Annotated in this window: 16 protein-coding genes and 3 pseudogenes; 12 read left to right on the top strand and 7 right to left on the bottom strand. The window is 70.7% G+C overall.

Going from position 1 to position 17,614, the window contains the following annotated elements:
- Positions 1 to 305: 305 nt before the first annotated feature.
- From ACFVWD_RS20325 to ACFVWD_RS20300, 6 genes and pseudogenes are all read left to right on the top strand, one after another.
- Positions 306 to 752 (top strand): annotated as a pseudogene (locus ACFVWD_RS20325) (conjugal transfer protein TraS); the annotation flags it as partial.
- Positions 749 to 829: pseudogene (locus ACFVWD_RS20320) on the top strand (SpdD protein); the annotation flags it as partial. The pseudogenes ACFVWD_RS20325 and ACFVWD_RS20320, both read left to right, overlap by 4 nt.
- Positions 830 to 995: 166 nt before the next feature.
- Positions 996 to 2,295, top strand: a pseudogene (locus ACFVWD_RS20315) (replication initiator).
- Complete coding sequence (locus ACFVWD_RS20310) at positions 2,288 to 2,524, top strand: helix-turn-helix domain-containing protein (protein WP_389597759.1); 237 nt, start codon at positions 2,288 to 2,290, stop codon at positions 2,522 to 2,524. Before ACFVWD_RS20315 ends, ACFVWD_RS20310 begins: the two are co-directional and overlap by 8 nt.
- Positions 2,524 to 3,756: a tyrosine-type recombinase/integrase gene (locus tag ACFVWD_RS20305; protein ID WP_389597758.1), complete on the top strand. Its 1,233-nt coding sequence runs from the start codon at positions 2,524 to 2,526 to the stop codon at positions 3,754 to 3,756. Before ACFVWD_RS20310 ends, ACFVWD_RS20305 begins: the two co-directional genes overlap by 1 nt.
- A 57-nt stretch (positions 3,757 to 3,813) precedes the next feature.
- Complete coding sequence (locus ACFVWD_RS20300) at positions 3,814 to 4,086, top strand: ribosomal protein L7/L12 (RefSeq protein WP_389597756.1); 273 nt, start codon at positions 3,814 to 3,816, stop codon at positions 4,084 to 4,086.
- 100 nt (positions 4,087 to 4,186) lie between these two features.
- On the opposite strand, the gene ACFVWD_RS20295 is transcribed toward ACFVWD_RS20300, so the two are convergent.
- Entirely contained in the window at positions 4,187 to 4,948 is a 762-nt protein-coding gene (locus ACFVWD_RS20295; protein ID WP_389597754.1) for a phosphoglyceromutase, read from the bottom strand.
- Positions 4,949 to 5,100: 152 nt separating this feature from the next.
- On the opposite strand from ACFVWD_RS20295, the gene ACFVWD_RS20290 reads away from it, so the two are divergent.
- Positions 5,101 to 6,354: an MDR family MFS transporter gene (locus ACFVWD_RS20290; RefSeq protein WP_389597752.1), complete on the top strand. Its 1,254-nt coding sequence runs from the start codon at positions 5,101 to 5,103 to the stop codon at positions 6,352 to 6,354.
- Between the two features lie 71 nt (positions 6,355 to 6,425).
- On the opposite strand, the gene ACFVWD_RS20285 is transcribed toward ACFVWD_RS20290, so the two are convergent.
- Complete coding sequence (locus ACFVWD_RS20285) at positions 6,426 to 6,902, bottom strand: DUF2000 family protein (protein ID WP_389597750.1); 477 nt, start codon at positions 6,900 to 6,902, stop codon at positions 6,426 to 6,428.
- Between ACFVWD_RS20285 and ACFVWD_RS20280 the strand changes: the two genes are divergently transcribed.
- Both ACFVWD_RS20280 and ACFVWD_RS20275 read left to right on the top strand, forming a co-directional pair.
- Positions 6,901 to 7,701, top strand: a complete 801-nt coding sequence (locus ACFVWD_RS20280; protein WP_389597748.1) for an AraC family transcriptional regulator — start codon at positions 6,901 to 6,903, stop codon at positions 7,699 to 7,701. The genes ACFVWD_RS20285 and ACFVWD_RS20280 overlap by 2 nt on opposite strands.
- Positions 7,702 to 7,723: 22 nt before the next feature.
- Positions 7,724 to 8,362: an SAM-dependent methyltransferase gene (locus tag ACFVWD_RS20275; protein ID WP_389597746.1), complete on the top strand. Its 639-nt coding sequence runs from the start codon at positions 7,724 to 7,726 to the stop codon at positions 8,360 to 8,362.
- A 1-nt stretch (position 8,363) separates the two neighbouring features.
- On the opposite strand, the gene ACFVWD_RS20270 is transcribed toward ACFVWD_RS20275, so the two are convergent.
- The 3 genes from ACFVWD_RS20270 to mshA all read right to left on the bottom strand — a co-directional run bounded on the left by ACFVWD_RS20270 (position 8,364) and on the right by mshA (position 12,069).
- Positions 8,364 to 10,034, bottom strand: coding sequence for a glycosyl hydrolase family 28-related protein (locus tag ACFVWD_RS20270; protein WP_389597744.1), 1,671 nt, complete (start codon positions 10,032 to 10,034; stop codon positions 8,364 to 8,366).
- Between the two features lie 152 nt (positions 10,035 to 10,186).
- Positions 10,187 to 10,678: a YbjN domain-containing protein gene (locus ACFVWD_RS20265; protein ID WP_389597742.1), complete on the bottom strand. Its 492-nt coding sequence runs from the start codon at positions 10,676 to 10,678 to the stop codon at positions 10,187 to 10,189.
- A gap of 53 nt (positions 10,679 to 10,731) precedes the next feature.
- Positions 10,732 to 12,069 (bottom strand): D-inositol-3-phosphate glycosyltransferase, encoded by a 1,338-nt coding sequence (gene mshA, locus ACFVWD_RS20260; RefSeq protein WP_168493000.1) that lies wholly within the window; start codon positions 12,067 to 12,069, stop codon positions 10,732 to 10,734.
- A gap of 273 nt (positions 12,070 to 12,342) precedes the next feature.
- Here mshA and ACFVWD_RS20255 point away from each other — a divergent pair, with 273 nt between their 5' ends.
- From ACFVWD_RS20255 to ACFVWD_RS20245, 3 genes are all read left to right on the top strand, one after another.
- Positions 12,343 to 13,164, top strand: coding sequence for a class I SAM-dependent methyltransferase (locus ACFVWD_RS20255; RefSeq protein ID WP_389597740.1), 822 nt, complete (start codon positions 12,343 to 12,345; stop codon positions 13,162 to 13,164).
- A gap of 402 nt (positions 13,165 to 13,566) precedes the next feature.
- A complete protein-coding gene (locus ACFVWD_RS20250) occupies positions 13,567 to 14,661 on the top strand; it encodes an NlpC/P60 family protein (RefSeq protein WP_389597739.1) in 1,095 nt (364 codons plus the stop codon).
- Between the two features lie 360 nt (positions 14,662 to 15,021).
- Positions 15,022 to 16,356: a PP2C family protein-serine/threonine phosphatase gene (locus ACFVWD_RS20245; RefSeq protein WP_389597737.1), complete on the top strand. Its 1,335-nt coding sequence runs from the start codon at positions 15,022 to 15,024 to the stop codon at positions 16,354 to 16,356.
- A 128-nt stretch (positions 16,357 to 16,484) separates the two neighbouring features.
- On the opposite strand, the gene ACFVWD_RS20240 is transcribed toward ACFVWD_RS20245, so the two are convergent.
- Together ACFVWD_RS20240 and ACFVWD_RS20235 are read right to left on the bottom strand one after the other, a co-directional pair.
- Complete coding sequence (locus tag ACFVWD_RS20240; protein ID WP_075026970.1) at positions 16,485 to 16,820, bottom strand: DUF2516 family protein; 336 nt, start codon at positions 16,818 to 16,820, stop codon at positions 16,485 to 16,487.
- A 191-nt stretch (positions 16,821 to 17,011) separates the two neighbouring features.
- Complete coding sequence (locus tag ACFVWD_RS20235) at positions 17,012 to 17,602, bottom strand: hypothetical protein (RefSeq protein ID WP_389597735.1); 591 nt, start codon at positions 17,600 to 17,602, stop codon at positions 17,012 to 17,014.
- Between the last annotated feature and the right edge of the window lie 12 nt (positions 17,603 to 17,614).

The following is a 17,614-nucleotide window of genomic DNA, read 5'->3' as shown; positions in this document are numbered from 1 at the left end:
GTGTGGCCCTTGCCGTCGTAGTAACTCTCACTGGTCGAGTACACGTTCCTCCTCGGGAAGGTTGCTGAGGTCATCCGGCCTGGTCGCGAGGGTGCTAGCGGTCGAGCTTGGCCACCTGCGGTCGCCACGGTTGCTGTACTTCTCTGCTGTACCGCACCCCTTCACTCCTCCCCCAATCGTCCTCCGCCCTTCGCCTCCACCGGCCGGAGGCGGACGACGGCGAGAGGTTGGCTCCGAGACTTTGGGCGGGAGCTGCCATGGGGCGAGTGATCATGGCCCCTTAAGCTTCCGGCGAGTCGGGCAGTCTGTGGACCTGCCCGTTAAAGCACGGTCCCCTCGCAGCGCTCGGCGGCGGGGCTGCCTACACCCGGGCCAAGCACCCCGGCGTCTACTGGTCCACGGTCGGCCTGCCGATATCCACGGCCCGGCTGCTCAGCTCCTACAGCTCCGTCATGGAAGCCTGCGGCCTGACCGTGGCTCCCTCCCGGCTGCGGGTCCTGGCGGTCAAGGCCACCACCCGACGGGAGATACGCCCCGTACCGCCCCGGCGGGGAATCATCCGGCCCACTTCGACCGGGTTACGGCTTCGTCTGCGGCTCGCCCCCGGGCAGGAACCCGCCGACGTCGCCGCCTCGGCCGAACGGCTGCGGCATGCCTGGGGCGTTCACGCCGTGTACGTCACGACCGTCAAGCCCGGTGTGGTCGAGCTGCGGCTCGTCGGCTTCGACGTGCTGCGGCGGGTCCGGATGCCGTCGCCGTCACGGCCATTTCCGTCGCCATCGCCGCCGTGGTCCTGCGCTCGATGCTCCGCGACCACCACCGGCGCTGAACGGCGCCTGATGCCCCGGGGCGGTTCGACACGGCCAAGCATCCACCGCCCCGGGGCTCATCCCTCCTGACCAGCGCAGCAAGCCAGCCAGAAGGAGAACGCCATCTTCACCCGCCCCACCCCGCCCCCACTGCCCGAACTCGCCAAGCTCGCCCAGCACGGCACCCTGCCCGGTATCCTCCGCCAGCTCTCCGGACTCGGCGGCTGCACCCACCCGATCCGCCTCGACGGCCACCGCACCGAATACGACGTCAACACCCGCACCGGCGAGATCGGCCACGTCCTCCACCGCCTCGACTCCGCCAGCCTCCCGGCCGGTCACCTCCTGGTCCGCTGCAACAACCGCCGCACGACCCGCTGCCCGGCCTGCGCCGAGGTCTACCGCCGCGACACCTTCCACCTGATCACCTCCGGCCTGCGCGGCGGCAAGGGCGTCCCGCAACGCGTCGCCGCACACCCCCGCGTCTTCGCCACCTTCACCGCACCCAGCTTCGGTCCCGTCCACAACCGCCCTTCCGGATCGGCCGGTTCAGTCCGCCGCTGCCGCTGCGGCGTCCTCCACGGCCAGGAGGACGCCGAGCTCGGCACCCCGCTCAACCCGGACACCTACGACTACGACGCGGCCGTCCTCTGGAACGCCCACGCCGGTCCGCTCTGGCGCCGCTTCTCCACCTACCTCCGCCGGGAGGTCGCCAAGCGGGCCGGACTCTCACAGCGCGCGTTCCTCAAGCACGCCCGCGTGTCCTTCGCCAAAGTCGCCGAATACCAGAAGCGCGGCGCCGTCCACTTCCACGCCGTCATCCGCATCGACGGCCCCGAGGGCGGCGACACCCCGCCCCCGGCCTGGGCCACCGCCGAGCAGCTCACCGACGCCATCAGCGCCGCCGCTGCCCACGTCCGCGTGGACGGCCCAGTCATCGACGGACGCGCCCACACCTTCACCTTCGGCCGCCAACTCGACGTCCGCACCATCCGATCCGCCGACTTCGACGCCGACCAAGAACTCACCGAACGGGCCGTTGCCTCATACATCGCCAAGTACGCCACCAAAGGCACCGAGACCGCCACGGGAGCTCTCGACCGCCCCCCTCAAGTTCCTCGCCGAACTCGCCCAACTCGACATCACCGACCACGCCCGCCGACTGATCCGCACCGCCTGGACCCTCGGCGCCCGCAAGAACCTGGAAGACCTCCGACTCCGCGCCTGGGCCCACATGCTCGGCTTCCGCGGCCACTTCTCCACCAAATCCCGCCGCTACTCCACCACCCTCGGCGCACTCCGCACCGCCCGCGCCGAATGGCGCCGCGCCCAAGCCACAGCAGCCACCGGGGGCGAGACCGACACGGCGACCCTCGTCCTCTCGCACTGGGCCTTCTCTGGAACTGGCCTCTCCTCCGCCGAAGCCTGGCTTGCCGCATCCCTCGAACCCGCCCCTGGAACAGAAGGAGAACCCACCCGTGGCTGAGCGCCGCCTCGCCGTGGCGCAGGTCGCCGATACACCGCGCACCCTGCCCGCGCGGTACCTGACTCCTTCGGACGTCGCCGTACTCCCGGGCGTGCCGATCGAGACGGTCTACCAATGGCGCCGCAAGCGCACCGGTCCCCGCGGCTTCCGGGTCGGCCGGCACCTGCGCTACGACCCCGACGACGTCCGGGCCTGGGTCGAGTCCCTGATGGAAGGGGCTGCTGCCTGATGGCCGGACACATCCAAGATCGCTGGTACAGGGCTGAGACTGGCCCGGACGGCAAGGTCCGCAAAGTCAAGAGCGACCGTTACGGCTCCGGGCTCCGCTACCGAGCTCTGTACGTGGGCCCGGACGGTACGGAGAAGTCCAAGAGCTTCCCCGACCGACAGAAGCGGCTCGCTGATCAGTGGCTCGCCCACATCGAGGCGGACATGGCGCGCGGACAATACATCGACCCTCGCGCGGCCCGGATCACCTTCCTTCAGTACGCCGAAAGCTGGGTTGCGACCCAAGGGGCTGACCCGAACACTCAGGCCTCGATGGAGTCGCAGCTTCGACTGCACGCCTTCCCGTACCTGGGTTCGCGCCCGCTCGGGTCCTTCCAGCCTGCCCACATCCGGGACTGGGTGCGGCAGCTTCAGGAGAACGGCATCCGGGGCTCGTACGCCCGGACGATCTACTCCAATGTGCGCGCCGCCCTGAGCGCGGCCGTGGATGACGGGCATCTCCCCCGCAACCCGTGTGCGGCTCGCTCGGTCCGGCCGCCGACCGTCGACACGAAGCGCGTGATCCCGTGGACGCCGGAACGGGTCTTCGCTGTTCGCGCGGCCATGCCTGGACGCTTCTTCCAAGCGATGACCGACCTGGGCGCCGGCTGCGGGCTCCGACAGGGCGAGATTCTCGGCGTGGCCGTCGACGCGATCGACTTCGAGCCGGACACGCTCCACGTGGTCCAGCAGCTCAAGCTGAGCCGGAGCAAGGCGGTGTTCGCCCCGCCCAAGGGCGGCAAGCTCTGGGATGTGCCGCTTCCTGGTCCAGTCGCTGACGCCCTCCGCGCCCACATGAAGGAGTTCCCACCGGTCGAGATCACGTTGCCGTGGAAGGTCGCGGACGGGCCACCGGTGACCAAGCGGCTGATCTTCACCGGACCGCGCGGGGGCCACGTCTGGCGTACCTCCCTCAACGAGGAGGTGTGGAAGCGGGCGCTCGCCGGTACCGGGGTGATCCCGCACCCCGAGCGAGGACAGCCGTACGCCGAGTCCCGCGAGAACGGCATGCATGCGCTCCGCCACTTCTACGCCTCGGTGCTCCTGGACGCCGGGGAGAACATCAAGGCCCTCGCCGAGTACCTCGGCCACTCCGACCCTGGTTTGACGCTCCGCGTGTACGCGCACCTCATGCCGTCCAGCCAGGAGCGCACTCGCAAGGCTGTGGCCACTGTCTTCGAGGGGTCCAATTGAGGCGACATGGCGGCTGAGGGCTCGTACTCTCCGGGCCAGAGAGAGACGGGGAGAGCAATGACGGAGTACTTCTTATTGGTGTGCGACGACGTGCCTCATGACGTGCTGCTCACCGACCCTGGCACCCGTGTGCTGGACGTCGCCCAAGTCGTACGTCGACTGACGGGACTGAGCCTCTGGCGCAGCAAGGTTCTGGCAGCGCAGGTTCCCGCAACGATTCTCGACGGCGTGCTTCAGGAGGACGCAGAGGCGGCGGTCGCGGCTCTCCGCGATGTGGGAGCACAGGCAGAGGTGAGGGCACAGCCAGAGCCGGAATTCCTCAAGCCCTGACGGCCCGGTCAAGCAGCAGACGGCTCAGAGACGGCCCAAGGCCACCGAAAAGCCCCCTACCAGCGGAGAACCCGCAGGTAGGGGGCTTGATCAGTCGGAGTTACTTCTTCTTGCCCTGGTTCTTGACCGCCTCGATCGCGGCCGCGGCCGCCTCCGGGTCGAGGTACGTGCCGCCAGGGTTGAGCGGCTTGAAGTCGGCGTCGAGCTCGTAGGCGAGCGGGATGCCGGTCGGGATGTTCAGGCCCGCGATGTCGGCGTCGGAGATGCCGTCGAGGTGCTTGACGAGAGCGCGCAGCGAGTTGCCGTGGGCGGCGACCAGGACCGTGCGGCCGGCGAGGAGGTCGGGGACGATGCCGTCGTACCAGTACGGCAGCATGCGGAGGACGACGTCCTTCAGGCACTCCGTGCGGGGGCGCAGCTCCGGCGGGATCGACGCGTAGCGCGGGTCGTTCGCCTGCGAGAACTCGCTGTCGTCGGCGAGGGGCGGCGGCGGGGTGTCGTACGAGCGGCGCCACAGCATGAACTGCTCCTCGCCGAACTCGGCGAGGGTCTGGGCCTTGTCCTTGCCCTGGAGCGCGCCGTAGTGCCGCTCGTTCAGGCGCCAGGAGCGGTGGACGGGGATCCAGTGGCGGTCGGCGGCCTCCAGCGCGAGCTGGGCGGTGCGGATCGCGCGCTTCTGGAGCGAGGTGTGCACGACGTCGGGCAGCAGGCCGGCGTCCTCCAGCAGCTCACCGCCGCGGACTGCCTCCTTCTCGCCCTTCTCGTTGAGATTGACGTCCACCCATCCGGTGAACAGGTTCTTCGCGTTCCATTCGCTCTCGCCGTGGCGGAGGAGGATCAGCTTGTACGGTGCGTCGGCCATACGTCCGAGCGTAATGGAAGCCTTCGTCCCCTCGCGCCCCTGCCCGGAAGGCGGACAGTTGACGGCATCTGTTAATTGAGTGGCTCCCGCAGACCCCTTGCTCGTAAGTTGCCATCAGTACATGAGCCGCTTACATCCGTGGGGGACGACCGATGCCACTCGCCGTCATGCGACGCGCCGCCCGAGAGACCGTCTCGGGGCTCCCCCGCGAGTTCTGGTGGCTGTGGACCAGCACCCTGGTCAACCGACTTGGCGCTTTTGTCGCCACTTTCATGGCTTTGTACCTGACGCTCGACCGCGGCTACTCCGCCTCGTACGCGGGTCTGGTGGCGTCCCTCCACGGCCTCGGCGGCGTCGTGTCCTCACTCGGCGCGGGCGTGATGACCGACCGGCTCGGGCGGCGGCCCACGCTCCTCGTCGCGCAGACCTCGACGGCCGCGTCCGTCGCGCTGCTCGGCTTTATGCACGACCCGGTGAGCATCGCCGCGGTCGCCTTCCTGGTCGGGATGGCCAGCAACGCCTCCCGGCCCGCCGTCCAGGCGATGATGGCCGACATCGTGCGGCCCGAGGACCGCGTCCGAGCGTTCTCCCTCAACTACTGGGCGATCAACCTCGGCTTCGCGGTCTCCTCCATGGCCGCCGGTTTCATCGCCGAGTTCAGCTACCTCGCGGGCTTCCTCATCGAGGCCGGCATGACCCTCGTCTGCGCGCTGGTCGTCTTCGCGAAGCTGCCGGAGTCCCGGCCGGCCCAGTCGGCCAAGGAGGCCGCGGACGACGTCGGCCTCGGGACCGTGCTGCGCGACCGGCGCTTCATGAGCGTCGTCGGGCTGTCCTTCCTCGTCGCCCTGGTCTTCCAGCAGGGCTCCGTGGGACTCCCCGTCGCGATGGGCGAAGCGGGCTTCACACCCGCCGACTACGGCATGGCGATCGCCGTCAACGGCGTCCTCATCGTCGCGCTGCAGATCCCGGTCACCCGTTTCATCCAGCACCGGGATCCGCGCCGGCTGCTCGTGATCTCCTCGGTCCTCGCCGGGTACGGCTTCGGGCTCACCGCCTTCGCCGGGTCGGTCGGCGTCTTCGCGCTCACCGTGTGCGTGTGGACCCTGGCCGAGATCGTCAACGCGCCCACCCAGACGGGCCTGGTCGTCCAGCTCTCCCCGACCCACGGCCGGGGCCGCTACCAGGGCATGTACACCCTCTCCTGGTCACTCGCCGCGCTGATCGCTCCCCTGATGTCCGGCGTGGTCATCGACCGGTTCGGAGCCGAGTGGCTGTGGGGGCTGTGCGCGCTGGTGGGCACGGTGGCCGGGCTCGGGTACGGCCTGTTGATGCGGCGGCTGCCCACGGAGGAACCGGCGGTGGAGGCCGGCCCGGCAGTCGCCGAGCCCGAGGTCAGCGCGGCCTGACGCCGCCGGGTACGGGGCGAAGACCGTCCCGGCACACCGAGTACGGCCCACGGCCTCGCCGTCGCCGGACCTCACGGATGCATCCGCGCCCCCTTCACCACCTTGTCCACCGCGTTCCGAGGCCCGTACACAGCCAGCCCCACCACATCCAGCCCAGCCGTGGCGACAGCCCGCACCGCCGCCCGGTTGTCCCGGTCGTTGCCGGTGCCGAAGAGATCCGACGTGAAGACGGCCCGGGGCAGCGCACGGCTGAGCGCCCTGCCATGTGCCGCCACAAGGACCTCCTTCGTCCCCTCGAAGACCAGCACAGGCTGGCGGAACATCGGCAGATACGGCACCCCGTCCGCGTCCTCGTACGGCTCCCCGATCACCTCGGGGACCTGCGTACCCAGGCCGCTGACCAGGAAGGACGTGACGTTCAGACGCTGCCAGGGCTCAAGGTCGTCCCGCAGCAGGACGACGATCTTCGTGTCGAAGCGGATCGGTTCGCTGTTCATACGTCGAGAGTGCCGACCGCCGTACGACGCCGTCTTGTACGTTCTTTGCATGGCCGCTCAGCCGGAGGTCTCCGCCTGGCGCCCGCGTGTTCCGGGTGTCACGGAGGTCTTCCACGCCCACTTCACCGAGTACGCCTATCCGATGCACGTGCACGAGGCCTGGACGCTGCTCATCGTCGACGACGGGGCCGTACGGTACGACCTCGACCGGCACGAGCACGGCACCCCGCACGACACGGTGTCCCTGCTGCCGCCGCACGTCCCGCACAACGGCTCCCCGGTCACCGCGCACGGCTTCCGCAAGCGCGTCGTCTATCTCGACGGCACGCACCTGGGCGAGGACCTCATCGGGTCCGCGGTGGACGGGCCCGACCTGCGTGACCCCGTGCTGCGGCTGCGCGTCGGCCAGTTGCACACCGCGCTCGGTCACCCCGGTGACGAACTGGAGGCCGAGAGCAGACTGACGCTCATCGCCGAGCGGCTGCGCACGCATCTGCGGCCCGGCACTCCCGCCGCCGCCCCGCGCAACTCCCCCACCCTCGCCCGCACCCTGCGCGAACTCCTCGACGGACACCTCACCCAGGGCATCGGCCTCGACGAGGCAGCCCGGCTCGTGCACGCCCATCCCGCCCATCTGGTAAGGGCGTTCAGCGGCGCCTACGGCATCGCACCCCACCAGTACCTGATGTCCCGCCGGGTCGACCGGGCCCGCCGTCTCCTCCTCGACGGCCGCCCGCCGGGCGAGGTGGCGTCGGCGACCGGCTTCTACGACCAGTCCCATCTCAACCGGCACTTCAAGAAGTTGGTCGGGGTGACTCCGGGGCGCTACGCGCGCTCGGGGCCGGCGTGACCCCCGTGGGTACGCTCCGCGCATGGACTGGCATACGTGGCACGACGCGTACGACACTCCCGACTCCTACCTCGGCCGGCGACTGGCCCTCGTCCAGGAACGCGTCCGGCTCGCCCTCGACGAGGCTCCGCCGGGGCCCCTCACGGCCGTCAGCGTCTGCGCCGGGCAGGGCCGCGATCTGATCGGCGTGCTCGCCGGGCACCCCCGCCGGAGCGATGTCCGCGCGCGGCTCGTCGAGCTGGACGGGCGCAACGCCGAGGTGGCGGCGCGCGCGGCCGGGGCCGCGGGGCTGTCGGGGGTCGAGGTCGTCGTCGGGGACGCCGCGTCGACCGATCACTACCAGGACCTCGTCCCGGCCGGCCTCGTCCTGCTCTGCGGTGTCCTCGGCAATCTCACCGACGAGGACGTCGAGCGCACCGCCGGCTTCTGCGCACTGCTGTGCGGGCCGGGCGGCACGCTCGTGTGGACCCGGCACCGCAAGGCACCGGACCTCGTCCCGCGCGTCTGCGGCTGGCTGGAGGAGCGCGGGTTCGAGCGGCTGTGGGTCTCGGACCCCGCGCTCGGATTCGGTGTCGGGGCCCACCGGTACGCCGGTGAGCCCCGGCCGCTGCCGTCCGGGGAGCGGATGTTCACCTTCGTCGGGTACGACGCGCTCGGCTGAATCAGAGGTCCCGCTGGGCCTCGTACAGATTGCGTGGGCGCACGACGTCCGTGGTCCCGTACAGCTCCAGACGGGAGTGCGGGTCGCCGGTGAAGTCGGGGACGTCGATCTGGTCGAACTCGGTCACCTCGTTGAGGCCGACGGTGGCGGAGTAGGGCGCCAGACCGTCGATCTTCATCAACCCCGCGCGGCCGTTCGTGACCCGTACGTTCCAGTGGGTGAAGCGGGCGCCGAAGAGCGGACCGGCGCTCGCGTCGCCGCCGTGGCGGCCGTTGTTGTCGACGGTGATGTCGGTCCGGACGTTGGCGAAGGGCAGGCCCCGGTGGGAGTCGAAGGTGCCCATCCGGAGGTCGCCGCGCGACCAGACGTTGTAGGAGGAGAGGCCTTCCACGTTGATGCCGTGGAGCTGGGTGTTCGGCGGGGCCGGGACCGTGCGCTGTTCGATGGTGAAGTCCTCGACAAGGTTGTCGTGCGAGCCCTCGCGGCAGAAGTACGGGTGGTGCGAGCCGCGGCCCGCCACACGGGTGCGGCGCAGAGTGCAGGCGGAGGCCGCGACCAGGCCGAAGCCGTTGTCGACGTGGCGGACCGTCACGTCGTCGACCCAGCAGTCGTACGCGCACTGGAGGACGACCCCGTTGTAGCCCTTGTCGAGGAGATGCGGGGACTGGGGCGTCTCGACGGCCTCCAGGGTGAGGCCTTCGACGCCCGAGCCGGTCAGCGGCTCGACATGGGTGGTCAGACGCGGGTCCCACTCGGGCCGTACGTCGAGCGGCAGCGGGCGCTCCAGGGTGACCCTTTTGCCCCGCACACGCGCGATGCGTACGGGCCACTCGTAGGGGACGTAACTCGTGAGCTTGGTCTTGTCGTCCCAGTAGTACGCCTCGGGACCCGGGCCGCCGCCCGCCATGTGCTCCAGGAGGGTGTGACCGGCGTCGTCGGCGAGCCGCAGGAGGACGAGCCGGCCCGGCTTCAGCGGGCGGGGGTCGGCGACCGTCACCGACCAGGAGCCGCGGGTGGCGGGGGCGACGGTCGTCAGGGTCCCCCACTCGTCGCGCTTGTTGCCGGTCCAGCCCTCGAACGGCCAGGCCTTGTCCTTGATGGCGGCGACGAGGGAGTCCCAACGGGCCGTGGGAGCGAGCCAGATGAGGCCGCCCGCCCAGGACCAGGACGACTTGTCGCCGCCGTAGCGGGAGCCGTAGACGCCGATCAACTCGGTGAGGTTCTTGGTCGCGTACAGCTTCGTACGGTCGCTGCCGGCGCCGCGCAGCACGACGTTCGAGTGGCCGATGCGGATCAGGCCGTCGATGCGGAAGGTGCCGGGCGGGATGAGCACCGTGCCACCGCCGGCCCTTCCGGCAGCGGCGATGGCACGGTTGATCGCGGGCGCGCAGTCCGTGGTGCCGTCGTCCGCGACGGCGCCGTAGGCGCGGACGTCGGCCACGACGGGGCGGCGGGGGAAGCGCGCCGACCCGCCCCCGTAGCCGGCCCTGCCGACGTACGGGATCTGCGGGTGGGTGAAGGGGGTGCGGGTGAACTCCCGCCAGACGGCGGGAACTTGGCCTGGGTCATGGGGGCGTGCGACAGCGGTCGCGGCCGTCGCCGGTCCGCCGGTCACCGTGGCGGCCGCCACGGCTACGGCACTGCCGAGCAGGCCCCGTCTGGTGATGCTCACGTACTCCTTGCTCATACCCGCCCGCCTTCCGTCGCATTCCATGGCATCCATGGATGTGAATGACGTTCAGATCTGCGTCGGCGGTGAGCATGCCACTGAGACCCCCGGCCCGGAAGGGGTCATGCACTACTTAGTTGGACTGGACCTGGAATTCAGCCCACGGGACGCTGAGTCAGGTGGGTGAACGCATCCAGATTGCGGGTCGATTCGCCGCGGGACACCCGCCAGGCGTACTCCTTGCGGATCGCGGAGGCGAAACCGAGCTCAAGGAGAGTGTTGAAAGCGCCGTCGGCGGCCTCCAGGACCGAGCCGAGCAGCCGGTCGATCTCGTCCGGTGTGACCGCGACGAGCGGCAGTTTGCCGACCAGATACACGTCCCCCAGGGGATCGACCGCGTAACTCACGCCATAGAGCTTGAGATTGCGCTCCAGGAGCCAGCGGTGGACGCCTTCCCGGTTCTCGTCGGGGTGGCGGATCACGAAGGCGTTCAGCGACAGGGAGTGCTTGCCGACGATCAGCGAGACGGTCGTCGAGAGCTTGCGGGTGCCGGGCAGTTTCACGACGTACGAGCCCGCCTTGGGACTCTCCCACTCCAGCTCGGCCTCAGTGAGGACCTGTTCGATGATCGACGCTGCGTCAGCCATGGAGGGAGCGTACGTCAGGCGTCCGACGGACCGGCCCTCGGGCGGTGCGCGCGTCAGCCCTGGTGGGCGCGGACCTTGCGGCGGTGGGCCTGTACGGCCGCCGTGTACACGTCCGCCGTGGCGGCGGCCGCGGTGTCCCAGCCGAAGCGCTGCGCGTGCCGGGCGGCGGCCTCGCCCATCCGGGCCGACAGCGCCTGGTCGTCGGCGAAATCGCGCAGCACGCGCGCGTAGGCGACGGGATCGTGCCCCGGGATCAGGAATCCGGTCTCCTGGTGACGCACGGCGACGGGCAGCCCGCCGACCTCGGCCGCCAGCACCGGCGTACCGGCCGCCTGCGCCTCGATGGCGACCAGCCCGAAGGACTCGCTGTAGGAGGGCATGACCAGCACCGACGCGGCCCGGAACCAGTCCGCGAGCTGCTCCTGGTCGACGGGCGGCCTGAAGCGCACGACATCGGCGATCCCGAGCCGGGCGGCGAGCTTCTGCAGCCCCTCGGGCTTGGCGAGACCGGTACCGCTGGGGCCGCCCACCACGGGGACGACGATGTTGCCGCGCAGCTCGGGGCGCTCGTCCAGGAGGACGGCGACCGCGCGCAGCAGCACGTCGGGGGCCTTCAGGGGCTGTATGCGGCCCGCGAAGAGCGGGATCAGCGCGTCCTGCGGGAGCCCGAGGCGGGCGCGGGCGGCGGCGCGGCCGTCGGCCGGGCGGAAGCGGTCGAGGTTGACGCCCGGGTGGACGACGGCGACCTTGCCGGGCTCGGCCTCGTAGTGGCGGACGAGCTCGTCGGCCTCTTCGGAGGTGTTGGCGATGAGACGGTCGGCGGCGCGCACGATCTGGGTCTCGCCGATGACGCGGGCGGCGGGCTCGGGGGTGTCGCCCTCGGCGAGCGCGGCGTTCTTGACCTTGGCCATGGTGTGCATCGCGTGCACCAGGGGCGCGCCCCAGCGTTCGGCGGCGAGCCAGCCGACGTGGCCGGAGAGCCAGTAGTGCGAGTGCACGAGGTCGTAGTAGCCGGGTCGGTGCCCGGCCCAGGCCTGCATGACGCCGTGCGTGAAGGCACACAGCTGGGCGGGCAGGTCCTCCTTGGCGAGACCCTCGTACGGGCCCGCGTCGACGTGCCGGACGAGGACGCCGGGGGCCAGTTCGACGGCCGGCCGGAGGGCGGCCGTGGTGGCCCGGGTGAAGATCTCGACCTCGATGTTGATCGCGGCGAGGCGCTGGGCGAGCTCCACGATGTAGACGTTCATGCCGCCGGCGTCGCCGGTGCCGGGCTGGTGCAGCGGCGAGGTGTGGACGGAGAGCATCGCGACGCGACGGGGCCTGCGGTGCAGCCTGAGCCGTGAGGGCGCCGCCGGGGAGCGTCGCCCGAGCCTGCTGACGTACTGGCTCACGTGGCGTTCCTCCTCGCTGCGGGCATGCCGGTCGGAGGACGCACGGCACCCTCCAAAGAGGGGCAACGCCGGAGCGGCCCGCTCCATTTCCTTCGCGCACCCCTTTGCTGAATCATTACCGAGAGTCGCTCAACCGTTCGAGGGCGAGCTGCGTGCGCGGCTCTCTTCCCTTCTTTTCCACAGGTCGACTCTTTTCCACAGGCCGACGGAGGGCTGCCGGAGGTTGTCCACAGGCCCGCACGGGCTTCCTCCCGGCCGCCTACTCTCGTACGCATGACAACCCGCGCCGCGTCCCGCCCCGTGGGTACGGTGACGCGCGGGACCACCAACCCCAACCGACTGCGCCGCATGGACCGCTGGATCGCGGCCACCCACGGCGCCGAGCTGCGCAGAAGCGCCGACCCGGTGGCGGTCGACCTCGGATACGGGGCGGCTCCCTGGACCGCGGTCGAGCTGCTGACCCGCCTGCGCAGGGCCGCCCACCGCACCCGCGTGGTGGGCGTGGAGATCGAACCGGCGAGGGTCGCGGCGGCCCGGCCGTACGAGCGCGAGGGACTCGTCTTCCGGCACGGCGGCTTCGAGGTTCCGGTGCCGGGCAGCCCCTCGCTCATCCGCGCGGCGAACGTGCTGCGCCAGTACGACGAGGAGCAGGTCGCAGAGGTCTGGCAGCGCCTGTGCGGGCGCCTCGCACCGGCGGGCCCCGGCTCCCGGGGCGGGCTGCTCGTCGAGGGCACCTGCGACGAGATCGGCCGTCGGCACGTCTGGGTCGCCCTGGGCCCCGAGGGCCCGCGCACGGTCACCTTCGCCACCCGTCTGGGCTCCCTGGACCGCCCGTCCGACCTCGCCGAGCGCCTGCCCAAGGCCCTGATCCACCGCAACATCCCGGGCGAGCCGGTGCACGCGTTCCTTCGCGACTTCGACCGCGCCTGGGCCGCCGCCGCGCCCTACGCCTCGTACGGCGCGCGGCAGCGCTGGATACGCACGGTCCGCGACCTGACGGCGGACTGGCCGGTGACGGACGGAATATCCCGCTGGCGCCAGGGCGAAGTCACGGTGCGCTGGGAGGCGTTGGCACCCCGCGGGCCCTTCGCGTAATCGCGGGGGGCGGGGGCGGGGGACAGGTGTGCGACATCCGGATGACGCACGGGCGTCAAGCGCCGCACTTGCATCGGACACCCGGGCGAGGCACAGGCGTTGAAGGCTGGGGTGCGACGAACCGGGACACACGGGTGTGCGAGGCCGGAGTGTCGCGCGGGCGGTTGACGCCGGGGGTCGCGCGGGCGTGCTTCGTCGGTGGCGGGGTGGCCACCGCACGCCCGTGAGCTGCACGGAACGAAATCCGTGACTGGCTCGTCACACAGGCGGGGAGATCGTTTCGCGGAGACGGGCCGGGGGGAGGGGAGTTCTTGCCCATCTCTGTCGCATTGCGCGCCGACATGGCACGATCCCCCAGGCGTCCGTAAGTTACTGACGGTAAATCAGTTTGGGGGCGGAGCAATGGGATCCGGCAAGCGGAGCCTGACCACGGCGGCCATGGTTGTGGCCTGCGCCTGCGCGGTGCTGTCAGCACCGGGTGTGGCGTACGCGAGCCCGGCACCAGCGCCGACGCGAACACCGACTCCGGCACCGACTCCGACACCGACAACCTCTCCGGCCGGCAAGGACCTTGAGGCGATCCGGAAGAAGCTGGACGATCTCTACCACGACGCGGCGGTCGCCACGGACGCGTACAACGCCGCCGAGGAGAAGGCCAAGCAGCAGTCGGCCGAGATCGTCGACATGGCCCGCGAGATCGTCAAGGGTCAGGAGAAGCTGGACGAGTTGAAGGACCGCGCGGGCGCCGCGGCCCGCGCACAGTACCGGGGCGGCGGCCTGCCGCCCGAGCTGCGGCTGTGGCTGAGCGACAACCCCCAGCAGTACCTGGACGGCGCCGGGCGGGTGCTCCAGGGCGAGCACGCGACCAAGGGGCTGCTCGCCGAGATGGCCCGTACACAGCAGGACCTGGAGCAGTACGCGAAGGACGCCTCCGCGCAGTGGCAGAAGCTGGAGGCCAATCGCCAGGCCAAGGCCACGGCGCAGAAGGAGATCAAGAAGCAGATCGCCGCCGCCGAGAAGCTGGAGTCCCAGCTTGAGAAGAAGGAGAAGGAGCGGCTGGCGAAGCTCGAGGAGGAGGCCGCGTACAAGGCCCAGACGGCCTGGCTGAGTTCCGGCGTCCTCGCCGAGATCAGCGGCAAGGCGTCCGAGCAGGGCAAGAAGGCGGTGAAGTTCGCCACCGACCAGATCGGCAAACCGTACGAGTGGGGCGCCGAGGGCCCGGGCTCGTACGACTGCTCGGGGCTGACCTCACAGGCCTGGGCCGCCGCCGGCCACGGCATTCCACGCACCTCGCAGGAGCAGTGGAAGCAGCTCCCCCACGTCGACGTCAAGGACATGCGCCCCGGCGACCTGATCATCTACTTCGACGACGCCAGCCATGTCGCGATGTACATCGGCGACGGCGCGATCGTGCACGCACCGCGGCCAGGCCGGACGGTGACGATCGCGGGGGCCGGGTCCATGCCGATACTGGGGGTCGTACGGCCGGACGCGTGACCGGGCGGAGCCTACGGAGCCGGGGCGCACGGAGCCGGAGCGGATCGGGCCGACCGATCGGCCTGGGCGGCCAAATCACCATCAACCCTGGAAAAGCGCCCTGCCCGTCGTGATGCACCGCACGTGACCCACCCCACGGTTGTACATCGCCGCAACCTCGCGGACGTGACGTTCGTCATCCCGGGCACAACCGCATCCTGTCCAAGTGCGGTACAGGATGCGGCATATGACGGTGGCCGCCTGCCGGACACCGCGACGCACACCATTCCGTTGCGGCGTCCGCTACCGCTATGGTCCCCGTCGGTGGGTCGAGGACCTTCGCCCCACCACGCCCTCGGGGGGAGGGAAGGAACCCACACGATGCCCGTACCCATACCGCGGCAGAGAGCGATCCCGGCCGCGGAGAGCGGTCAGGCTCAAGGCGCGTTCTCACCCGGCGGCCCATCCGGAGAAGCGACCGGCGGCCCGGCCGGGGCAGTACCGGCGCCCCATGCCGCCACGACCCCGGTCGACAGCACCACCAACCTGACCCTGCTGGTCATCGAGGACGACCCGGCGGGTTCGCTCAGCGTGCCCGAGATGCTCGACGCGGCCGGCAAGCCGATCCGCATCCGTACCGCCCGCAACCTCACCGAGGCCGAGCGGCTGCTCACCGACGACGTCCACTGCATCCTGCTCGACCTCGCGCTGCCCGCCCCCGGCCGGGCGGCCACCGTGAGCGACGACGAGCTGACGACGCTCAAGCACGTGCTGCGGCTCGCGCCCCGGCACGCCGTCCTCGCGCTCACCGCCTCCGGCGACGCCGAGCGGGGCGCGGAGGCGGTGCGCGTCGGCGCCCAGGACTATCTGTTCCGCGACGAGCTGGACGGCCGGCTGCTGAGCCGCGCGATCCGGTACGCGGTGGAGCGGAAACGTTCCGACAAGGCCGAGCGGCGACTCACCGAGTCCCGGCTGCGTGCCCAGGAGAACGCCCGCCTGGAGCGCGGCCTGCTGCCGACCCCTCTTCTGGAAGGCTCCTCGCTCCGCTTCGCCGCGCGCTACCGCCCCGGGCGCTCCCGCGCCCTGCTCGGCGGCGACTTCTACGACACCGTCCGTACGCCCGACGGCACGGTGCACGCCATGATCGGCGACGTCTGCGGGCACGGGCCCGACGAGGCCGCGCTCGGCGTGGAGCTGCGCATCGCCTGGCGGGCGCTGACGTTCGCGGGCCTGTGCGGCGACGAACTCCTGTCCACTCTCCAGCAGGTCCTGGAGCACGAGCGCGAGAACGACGAGATCTTCGCGACGCTGTGCACGGTGGACATCGCACCGGACGGGCGCCGCGCCGGGCTCTGCCTGGCGGGCCACCCGTCCCCGCTGGTCTCCCGCCCCGGCCGGCCCGCCGAGCTGCTGCCGTACGAGAACGGTGGCCCGGCGCTCGGCCTGCTGCCCGGTGCCCGCTGGCCGCGCCAGCAGGTGGAGCTGGGCGGCGAGTGGAGTCTGATGCTCTACACCGACGGCCTGATCGAGGGTCACATCGGCGAGGGCAAGGAGCGGCTGGGCCAGGACGGCATGGTGGACCTGGTCCGCCGCCGGCTCGCCGAGGGCCTGGCGGGCGAGGAGCTGCTGCGGGCGACGGTGAACGAGGTCAGGGACCTCAACGGCGGAGAGCTGACGGACGACGTCGCGGTACTCCTGCTGGACCGGACGCCGTAACCGCCGTACGACCGCGTGGCGGTCGGGCCCGCCCGACGGCCCGGCCTGCGTAACCGTCGGACCCGCAGGACTGACCGCCAGTGGCCGAGTGTCTGTCCGCCGGAGGGCCGGTCCTGCGCCTCCGGCGGTCAGCGGCCGCCGTTGTAGGGGCCGTACGGGCCGTCGCTGCTGCTTCCGCCGCGGCCCCGGCCACCGCCGGAGACCTGACGCAGCGCGGGGCGTACGTCCACGAAGAAGACGATCGTGGCGACCAGCCCCGCGATCTGCAGGAAGATGATCGGGACCAGCAGGTTCACGGCCACCGTGATGCCCAGGATGATCAGCCAGAACATCTTGTTCTGCTTGTCGGCCGCGCGGTACGCGTCTTCGCGGGCCACCGCGGCCATCACCAGTGCCACCACGGCGAGCACCAGCATGGCAAGGAAGATCAGCGACAAGAAGCCGCCGAATGCCGTCAACAGCACTATGCCCACCGCCCGAGTCGATTCATCTCTACGGCCACCGTACCCGCAGAACGGGCCGGGAACTCTGAGAGTGCCCGGCCCGTCGTCCTACCCTTCGGCCCGACCGTTCGGCGCGACCCTTCGGCGCGACCGTTCGGCCTGATCCGTAGTCCTGAGACGAAGAGTCTCGTCGTCTCCTACTTCACGGGCGGCTACTTCACGGGCGGCGTCGGCTTCTTGGCGGTGACCTTGCGCGCCGGGGCCTTCTTCGCCACGGGCTTCTTGGCCGGAGCGGGCACGGAGGCGGTCGCGGCCGGCTTCTCCTCGGACTTGACCTCGACCGGCTCGCCCTTCGGCTCGACGGCGATGGCCAGTTCCTCGATCTCCTCGGCGGCCTCGCCACGCCAGGTCTTCACGGTCTGCTCGCCGTGCTCGGCGACCTTCTCGTACGTCTCCTTCGCCTTCACGGCGTACTCGGCGGCGACGCCGACACCGCGCAGGGCGAAGTCCTGAGCGGACTCACCGAGCTTCTTCAGGTCGGTGTCGAGGGTGCTGATGAACTCCGTCACCTTGGCCTGGATGGTCTCCTGCGCTTCCTTCGCGCGGGTGGCGGCCTTCTCCTGGACGGTGTTCGCGTCGATGTTCTTCACGGTCTCGATCCGCGCCGGGGCCTCGGTGCGGATCTGCTCCACGAGGCCGGGGACCTTCTTCGCCTGCTGGACGGCCAGGTCGGCGGTGCCGGCCAGGAAGTACAGCGGGGTGGGGTCCGTGGCGGCCTTGCGGATGTCGTCGGTGATGGCCATGGTGATGGTCCT

Source organism: Streptomyces sp. NPDC058086 (assembly GCF_042885015.1).
GTDB lineage: Bacteria > Actinomycetota > Actinomycetes > Streptomycetales > Streptomycetaceae > Streptomyces.
Note: the sequence above shows the minus strand (reverse complement) of the source record. Positions and strands in the feature narration are given on the sequence as shown.